The organism is Pseudomonas sp. PS01300 (assembly GCF_029960155.1).
GTDB lineage: Bacteria > Pseudomonadota > Gammaproteobacteria > Pseudomonadales > Pseudomonadaceae > Aquipseudomonas > Aquipseudomonas palmensis.
In genome coordinates this window covers 1-7227 of the sequence record NZ_JASCPN010000111.1, presented here as the reverse complement: position 1 = coordinate 7227, position 7227 = coordinate 1, and the positions used below count along the sequence as shown (strand labels likewise).

The 7227-nt window shown below is 61.4% G+C and carries 10 protein-coding genes and 1 tRNA gene; 10 read left to right on the top strand and 1 reads right to left on the bottom strand.

Annotated elements, in window-relative coordinates; all coding sequences use genetic code 11:
• Window positions 1-143: 143 nt before the first annotated feature.
• Together QMX96_RS26175 and QMX96_RS26170 are read left to right on the top strand one after the other, a co-directional pair.
• Window positions 144-434, top strand: a complete 291-nt coding sequence (locus tag QMX96_RS26175) for a hypothetical protein (protein WP_282362689.1) — start codon at window positions 144-146, stop codon at window positions 432-434.
• On the top strand, window positions 422-958 hold the full coding sequence (locus QMX96_RS26170; RefSeq protein ID WP_282362688.1) for a hypothetical protein: 537 nt from the start codon (window positions 422-424) through the stop codon (window positions 956-958). The genes QMX96_RS26175 and QMX96_RS26170 overlap by 13 nt, the downstream gene beginning before the upstream one ends.
• 185 nt (window positions 959-1143) lie before the next feature.
• On the opposite strand, the gene QMX96_RS26165 is transcribed toward QMX96_RS26170, so the two are convergent.
• Window positions 1144-1231, bottom strand: a tRNA-Ser gene (locus QMX96_RS26165).
• Window positions 1232-1352: 121 nt separating this feature from the next.
• Here QMX96_RS26165 and QMX96_RS26160 point away from each other — a divergent pair.
• The 8 genes from QMX96_RS26160 to QMX96_RS26125 all read left to right on the top strand — a co-directional run bounded on the left by QMX96_RS26160 (window position 1353) and on the right by QMX96_RS26125 (window position 7154).
• Entirely contained in the window at window positions 1353-2024 is a 672-nt protein-coding gene (locus tag QMX96_RS26160) for a Bax inhibitor-1/YccA family protein (RefSeq protein ID WP_043860836.1), read from the top strand.
• Between the two features lie 216 nt (window positions 2025-2240).
• A complete protein-coding gene (locus QMX96_RS26155; protein WP_043860837.1) occupies window positions 2241-3611 on the top strand; it encodes a uracil-xanthine permease family protein in 1371 nt (456 codons plus the stop codon).
• Between the two features lie 93 nt (window positions 3612-3704).
• Window positions 3705-4097 (top strand): sulfurtransferase complex subunit TusD, encoded by a 393-nt coding sequence (gene tusD, locus QMX96_RS26150; protein ID WP_043860838.1) that lies wholly within the window; start codon window positions 3705-3707, stop codon window positions 4095-4097.
• Complete coding sequence (gene tusC / locus QMX96_RS26145) at window positions 4098-4457, top strand: sulfurtransferase complex subunit TusC (protein ID WP_078480771.1); 360 nt, start codon at window positions 4098-4100, stop codon at window positions 4455-4457. It begins immediately after the preceding gene.
• Window positions 4457-4753, top strand: a complete 297-nt coding sequence (gene tusB / locus QMX96_RS26140; RefSeq protein WP_058541209.1) for a sulfurtransferase complex subunit TusB — start codon at window positions 4457-4459, stop codon at window positions 4751-4753. Before tusC ends, tusB begins: the two co-directional genes overlap by 1 nt.
• Window positions 4750-5085: a TusE/DsrC/DsvC family sulfur relay protein gene (locus QMX96_RS26135; RefSeq protein ID WP_043860841.1), complete on the top strand. Its 336-nt coding sequence runs from the start codon at window positions 4750-4752 to the stop codon at window positions 5083-5085. The genes tusB and QMX96_RS26135 overlap by 4 nt, the downstream gene beginning before the upstream one ends.
• Window positions 5082-6077: a glycosyl transferase family protein gene (locus tag QMX96_RS26130; RefSeq protein WP_078480769.1), complete on the top strand. Its 996-nt coding sequence runs from the start codon at window positions 5082-5084 to the stop codon at window positions 6075-6077. Before QMX96_RS26135 ends, QMX96_RS26130 begins: the two co-directional genes overlap by 4 nt.
• 108 nt (window positions 6078-6185) lie before the next feature.
• Entirely contained in the window at window positions 6186-7154 is a 969-nt protein-coding gene (locus QMX96_RS26125) for a glutathione S-transferase family protein (protein WP_196933156.1), read from the top strand.
• The last annotated feature ends 73 nt before the right edge of the window (window positions 7155-7227 follow it).

Sequence of the window (7227 nt, the reverse complement as noted above, 5' to 3'; positions counted from 1 at the left end):
AGATATCAGTCGGTTTTTGATGGAGCGGTACAACTGGCGGCGACCGCATCAATTCAACGAAGGGCTACCGCCTGCGGTCGCAGAGGAAAAACTCAATTCAGTGTCCGGGATCAGTTGACCACTACACTGGACACTGGGGTGAGATGCAGGTTAATACGGTCATTAGCGCCAAGGGCGGCTCTCGCGCAGAAGAAATTGTGCTCGAGGTTATGCAGAGCGTAGGTAAGGATGTTTTGGAGGAAGATGAAGAGGGTGTTGACGTAACCGTAGTAACCCAAAAAGGCACGAAGGTGCGACTCAACGAAGCAAGCCCTACGAAATTTGTGCGCCTATTGCGCCGCGATGGAGCTAATGACCTGATCAATACCGAGGTTTACGAACAGCTCGCAGTGTTCCGGAATGAGCTTCAGACTAAGAGGCAATGGAAAAATTGAATTCGTCGCATGGAAAACTGAGTTGGCAGAAGATCACGTATGTTGTGATCTGTATCGCAACATCGGTTTTCTTTGCTTGGCAGTTTCAGCCCAAATACCATGGAAATAGCAATGCTCTGTCAGTTCTCGTGACAGTCTTCTCTATACTGGCCGGCTTCCTCGTAGCTGTGATGGCAATCGTCGGAAGTGAACGTGCTTTAAAAGGGAACAATTGGCGCCAAGATACCTTCTACCTCATCCGCGTGAAGCAGGACCTTCAAAAACATTCTGCGCTCTTTTATTTGTACCTTTTGGTTCTTGCGCTTTCATTCCTAGCCGCATTAGACCTCGGCTGGGCCAAACCCATGCAAGCCAGCCTTGAAGGGATCCTGCTTTTCCTAGCCTGCCTGGCAATGATGCTCTCCTTCTCTCTTCCTGGTCAGCTTACCAAGCGGCACGTCAGTGCTCTGGAAACCGCAATCAAAGCTCGGCGGGAAAAAGAGACAGGAAATACAAATGACGCGCCAAAGCCAAAGGACGACTAACCGTGCCTCCCAACGTCAGCCCTACCCTCTTCGATATGGCGTTTGCTTTTTGGCTGACGCCCCCGGAGGTCTTAAGCTTCTTTGCGGAAACGATGGAAAAGGCGCGGAAACGATCAGGCGCTAGACGGGGCAAAAATTGGACCCCCAAAAACGCAAAAAGCCCTGACTAATCAGGGCTTTGAAGATGGCGGAAGCGTAGAGATTCGAACTCTAGGATAGTTGCCCATCGACGGTTTTCAAGACCGTTGCCTTAAACCACTCGGCCACGCTTCCTCGTATTGCGGGCGCCATAATACCGAAATGAAACAAGCTGTCAAACTCTCTAGGTGGCTGGTCTGCGTGCCTCTGTTATGATCTTTGCATCTGAACGTTTCAAACCCACAGGAGTGTCGCCATGCGCGAACAGGATTACGCCGTCAACCACGGCCTGCAGGTCGAACAGCAAGAGGTCAGCCGCGTCCTGCGCAACACCTATGGCCTGCTGGCCATCACCCTCGCTTTCAGTGGTGTCATGGCCTATGTGGCCCAACAGATGCGCGTCGGCTACCCGAACATTTTCGTGGTGCTGATCGGCTTCTACGGCCTGTTCTTCCTCACCAACAAGCTGCGTGATTCGGTATGGGGCCTGGTGTCCACCTTCGCGCTGACCGGTTTCATGGGCTTCCTGCTCGGCCCTATCCTCAACCGCTACCTGGGCATGGCCGGCGGCGCTGAAGTGGTCAGCTCGGCATTCGCCATGACCGCACTGGTGTTCGGTGGTCTGTCGGCCTACGTGCTGATCACCCGCAAGGACATGAGCTTCCTGGGCGGCTTCATCACCGCAGGCTTCTTCGTGCTGCTGGGCGCTGTGCTGGCAAGCTTCTTCTTCCAGATCAGCGGCCTGCAACTGGCGATCAGCGCAGGTTTCGTGCTGTTCTCGTCGGTGTGCATCCTGTTCCAGACCAGCGCAATCATCCACGGCGGTGAGCGTAACTACATCATGGCGACCATCAGCCTGTATGTATCGATCTACAACCTGTTCGTCAGCCTGCTGCAACTGTTCGGGCTGATGGGTCGGGATGACTGATCCGAGCTTGGTTGGTTGAGTGTTGAAAAAGCCCGCTTCGGCGGGCTTTTTTGTGGGTGGCGTTTGAGGGGCGCTGGCTTCGCGCTCGTTCGCTGGCAAGGCCGACCCCTACGCCCCGCGGGCTGTAGCGCCAGATAATGCTGGCAAACTGGGCTACCCCAATCCCCGCGCGCGCCGTAGAATGCGCTCCTTTTTTCTGCCCGGGCAGCAACACCCATGAGCTCACTCGAACAAGCGCCCGAACAGGCCAATGAACTGGTTCTAGGCCTGGAAGACCGGCCCCGGCCGCTGATCGCCCTGCTCGCTGCCCTGCAGCACCTGCTAGCGATCATCGTGCCTATCGTTACCCCCGGCCTGCTGATCTGCCAGGCACTCGGCGTATCGGCCCGCGATACCAACCTGATCGTGTCGATGTCGCTGGTGATCTCCGGGATCGCCACCTTCGTGCAATGCCGACGCTTCGGGCCCTTCGGCGCCGGGCTGTTGATCGTGCAAGGCACCAGCTTCAACTTCGTTGGCCCGCTGATCGCCGGCGGCGCGCTGATGGTCAAGCAAGGTACGCCCGTAGAAGGCGTAATGGCGGCGATCTTTGGTGTGGTGATTGCCGGCTCGTTCGTTGAGATGGGCATTTCGCGCATCCTGCCGTTCGTGAAGCGCCTGATCACCCCCCTGGTCACCGGCATAGTAGTGCTGATGATCGGCCTCACGCTGATCAAGGTGGGCCTGATCAGCATGGGCGGCGGCTTCGGCGCCATGGCCAACGGCACCTTCGCCAACGGCGAAAACCTGCTGCTGTCCGGCGTGGTGCTGGCCATCATCGTGGTACTCAACCGCATCCCGGTGGTGTGGATGCGCAGTTGCGCGATCGTGATCGCGCTGGCCGTCGGCTACGCACTGGCCGGCTACCTGGGCCGCCTGGACTTCACCGGCATGCATGAAGCCGCCGTATTCCAGGTGCCGGTGCCATTGCACTTCGGCCTGAGTTTCTCCTGGGCGCTGTTCATTCCGATGCTGGTGATCTACCTGGTGACTTCGCTGGAAGCCATCGGCGACGTTACCGCCACCAGCAAGGTGTCGCGTCAGCCGGTCGAAGGCCCGCTGTGGATGCAACGCATCAAGGGCGGCGTGCTGGTCAACGGCGCCAACTCGCTGCTGGCCGGTGTATTCAACACCTTCCCCAGCTCGGTGTTCGCGCAGAACAACGGCGTGATCCAGCTGACCGGTATCGCCAGCCGCCATATCGGTATCTGGATTGCCGCAATGCTGGTGATTCTGGGGCTGTTCCCAAGCGTGGCCGGGGTGATCCAGGCGGTGCCGGAGCCGGTGCTGGGTGGCGCTGCGATGGTGATGTTCGGTGCCGTAGCGGCCTCGGGTATCAACATTCTGGCCAGCATCAGCCTGGACCGTCGCGCCCTGCTGATCATCGCGGTGTCCCTGGCGCTGGGCCTGGGCGTGGCGCAGGTGCCGGAATTCCTGGCGCACATGCCATCGGCACTGCGCAATGTGCTGGAGTCTGGCGTGGCAACCGGCGGCATCTGTGCGCTGGTGCTGAACTGGTTCCTGCCCGAGTCCAAAGCGCAGAACTGAGGCCGCTTGCCAAGCTGCCCCAACCAGGCCCGCGCCCACAAGGCGCGGGCTTTTTGCTTTATCATGGGCGCAGTTTTGCTGACAGAGCCTGCCATGAAGTTCGCCCTCGCGGTATTTTCCCCCGGCCATGCGCCCTCCTCGCGCCGTGCACTGCTGTTCGCCCAGGCTGCCCTGGCCAGCGGGCACGAGATCGTGCGGCTGTTTTTCTATCAGGATGGCGTGCACAGCGCCTCGGCCAACGTGGTCGCGCCGCAGGATGAGCTGGACGTGCCGGCGCAATGGCGTGCCTTCGTCACCGAGCACCAGCTCGATGCGGTGGTGTGCATCGCCGCCGCCCTGCGCCGTGGCGTGTTGAACGCCGAAGAAGCCCAGCGTTATCAGCGCCCTGCCGTGAACCTGCCCGCGCCGTGGGAACTGTCGGGCCTGGGTCAGTTGCACGAGGCTGCACAAACCGCCGACCGCCTGGTCTGCTTTGGAGGCGATTGAATGGCCAAGTCATTGCTGATTATCAGCCGCCAGGCCCCCTGGGCCGGCCCGTCGGCCCGCGAGGCACTGGATATCGCCCTGGCCGGCGGCGCCTTCGACTTGCCGCTGGGCATGCTGTTTCTGGATGACGGCGTGTTTCAGCTGGCACCTGCACAGCAACCGGCACAGCTGCAACAGAAGAACCTGGCGGCCAACCTCCAGGCGCTGCCGATGTTCGGCGTGGAGGCCCTGTTCGCCGACGCCCGCAGCCTGCTCGAGCGCGGCCTGGACGCTGAACACCTGACACTGGACGTCGAGGTACTCGACGACGCTGCACTGGCAGCCCTGATCAACCGTTTTGACCAGGTGGTAACCCTCTGATGAGCACCCTGCACGTCATTTCCCACTCGCCCTTCGGCGATAATCGCCTGAGCAGTTGTCTGCGCCTGCTGGGCAGCAACGACGGCCTGCTGCTGTGCGGCGACGCAGTGTATGCGCTGCAGCCCGGCAGCGAGCCGCTGAAGGCGCTGGAGCACGCCAACCTGGGCGCAAGGCTGTTTGCGCTGGAAGAAGACCTGCAAGCTCGCGGTATCTCCAGCGACGCGGCCCGGGCCATCGACTACCCGGCGTTCGTGCAGCTGTCGCTGGACCACGACAAGGTCAACAGCTGGCTATGAGCACCCTGAGCCTCGACAACCGCGACATTGCCCTGGACAAGGACGGCTTCCTGGTCGACCTGAAGGACTGGTCAAAGCCCGTGGCACAAGCCCTGGCCGAGCGCGAAGGCCTGGAACTGACTCCCGAACACTGGGAGGTACTGGAGCTGCTGCGCCAGTTCTACCAGGAGTTCGAGCTGTCGCCGGCCACGCGCCCGCTGATCAAGTACACCGCCTTGAAGCTGGGCCCGGACAAAGGCAACAGCCTGCACCTGAACCGCCTGTTCAACGGCACCCCCGCCAAACTTGCCGCGAAGCTCGCGGGCCTGCCAAAGCCGACCAACTGCATATGACTGCCCCTACCCCGCTCACCCTCGAAACGCCCGCCGAACACCCCTTCGCTCAGTTCGTGCGCATTTTGGGCAAAGGCAAACGCGGCGCCCGCGGCCTGACCCGGGAAGAAGCCCGCGAGGCCATGGGCATGCTGCTGGACGGCAAGGTCGAGCAGACGCAGCTGGGCGCCTTCCTGATGCTGCTGCGTCACAAGGAGGAGAGCCCCGAGGAGCTGGCTGGCTTCACCGAAGCCGTGCGCCAGCGTGTACAGGCACCGCCCATCGCGGTCGACCTGGACTGGCCGAGCTATGCGGGCAAGAAGCGCCACCTGCCGTGGTTTCTGCTGGCGGCCAAGTGCCTTGCGAAAAACGGCGTGCGCATCCTGCTGCACGGCGGCGGCGCTCACACCGCCGGGCGCCTGTATACCGAGCAGGTGCTGGAACAGGTGCAGATCCCGCTGTGCCGCGACTGGGCCAGCGTCGCCAGTGCCCTGGACGAGCACTGCATCGCGTTCATCCCCCTGCAGGACTGGGCGCCGCGCCTGCAGCACATGATCGACCTGCGCAACACCCTGGGGCTGCGCTCGCCCATTCACTCCCTGGCACGGGTGCTCAACCCGCTGGGGGCGCGGTGCGGCCTGCAGAGCATCTTCCACCCCGGCTACCAGGCCGTACACCGCGAAGCCAGTCGGCTGCTGGGCGATACGGCGATTGTGGTCAAGGGTGACGGCGGTGAGATCGAGATCAATCCGGATGCCACCAGCCACCTGTACGGCACTGCCCATGGCCAAGACTGGGATGAAGAATGGCCGCAGCTGTCGGCCCAGCGCCATGTGAAGCCGGCCAGCCTCGACCTGCAGCACCTGCTGGCAGTATGGCGCGGCGAGGCCCGCAACAGCTACGGTGAACTGGCTCTTGTATCGAGCATGGCGCTGGCGCTACGCGGCTTGGGGCAAACCCGAGAGGACGCCTTCACGCAGGCGCAGCACTGGTGGGATCAACGCCTGAGCTAGGCGACTGATCGGGGTTTTCGATCAAACAGGCCGATGCTTTGCGCCATTGGTTCGAACTTGAACCCGTACACTGGGCTCCAAGTTGAACGAATCGCCAAGGAGACCACCATGGGCCTGTTGATCGATGGCCGCTGGCATGACCAGTGGTATGAAAGCAGCAAAGACGGCACCTTCCAGCGCGAGAACGCGCAGCGGCGCAATCAGCTGCCCGCAGCCGACGCCGGGCGCTATCACCTGTATGTGTCGCTGGCCTGCCCCTGGGCGCACCGCACGCTGATCTTTCGCACGCTCAAGGGCCTGGACAAGCTGATCGACGTGTCGGTGGTCAGCTGGCTGATGGGCGAGAACGGCTGGACCTTCGACACAGCCCTGGGTTCGACAGGCGACAAGCTCGACCAGCTTGAATTCCTGCATCAGCGCTACACCCGCGACGACCCGCATTACACCGGCCGGGTCACGGTGCCGGTGCTGTGGGACAAGCAGGAACAACGCATCGTCAACAACGAGTCGGCCGAGATCATCCGTATCTTCAACACCGCCTTCGACGGGCTGACCAGCAATCGCCTGGACCTTTACCCCGAGCCGCTGCGCGCGAGCATCGATGCACTGAACGAGCGGATCTACCCTGCCGTGAACAACGGCGTGTACCGCGCAGGCTTTGCGACTACGCAAAAAGCCTACGAGCAGGCGTTCGACGAGCTGTTTGCCGAGCTGGATGCACTGGAAAAGCTACTGAACGACCAGCGCTACCTGGCCGGCGAGTACCTGACCGAAGCTGACTGGCGGCTGTTCACCACGCTGGTTCGGTTCGATGCGGTGTATCACGGGCACTTCAAGTGCAACCTGCGGCGCATCGCCGATTATCCGAACCTGTCGAACTGGCTGAGGGAGCTGTATCAGTGGCCGGGGGTGGCCGAGACGGTGAACATGGAGCATATCCAGCGTCACTATTACATGAGCCACAAGACCATCAACCCGAACGGGATCGTGCCCAAGGGACCATTGCAGGACTTTGCGGCGCGACATGATCGGGAGCGGCTGGTGGGCCGGGGGATTTGGGACAAGACCAGTTTTTGATCAGGGGTTGAAGGGCCCCTTCGCCAGCAAGGCTGGCTCCTGCAGTGGGTCGCGTGTACCTGCAGGCGCCAGC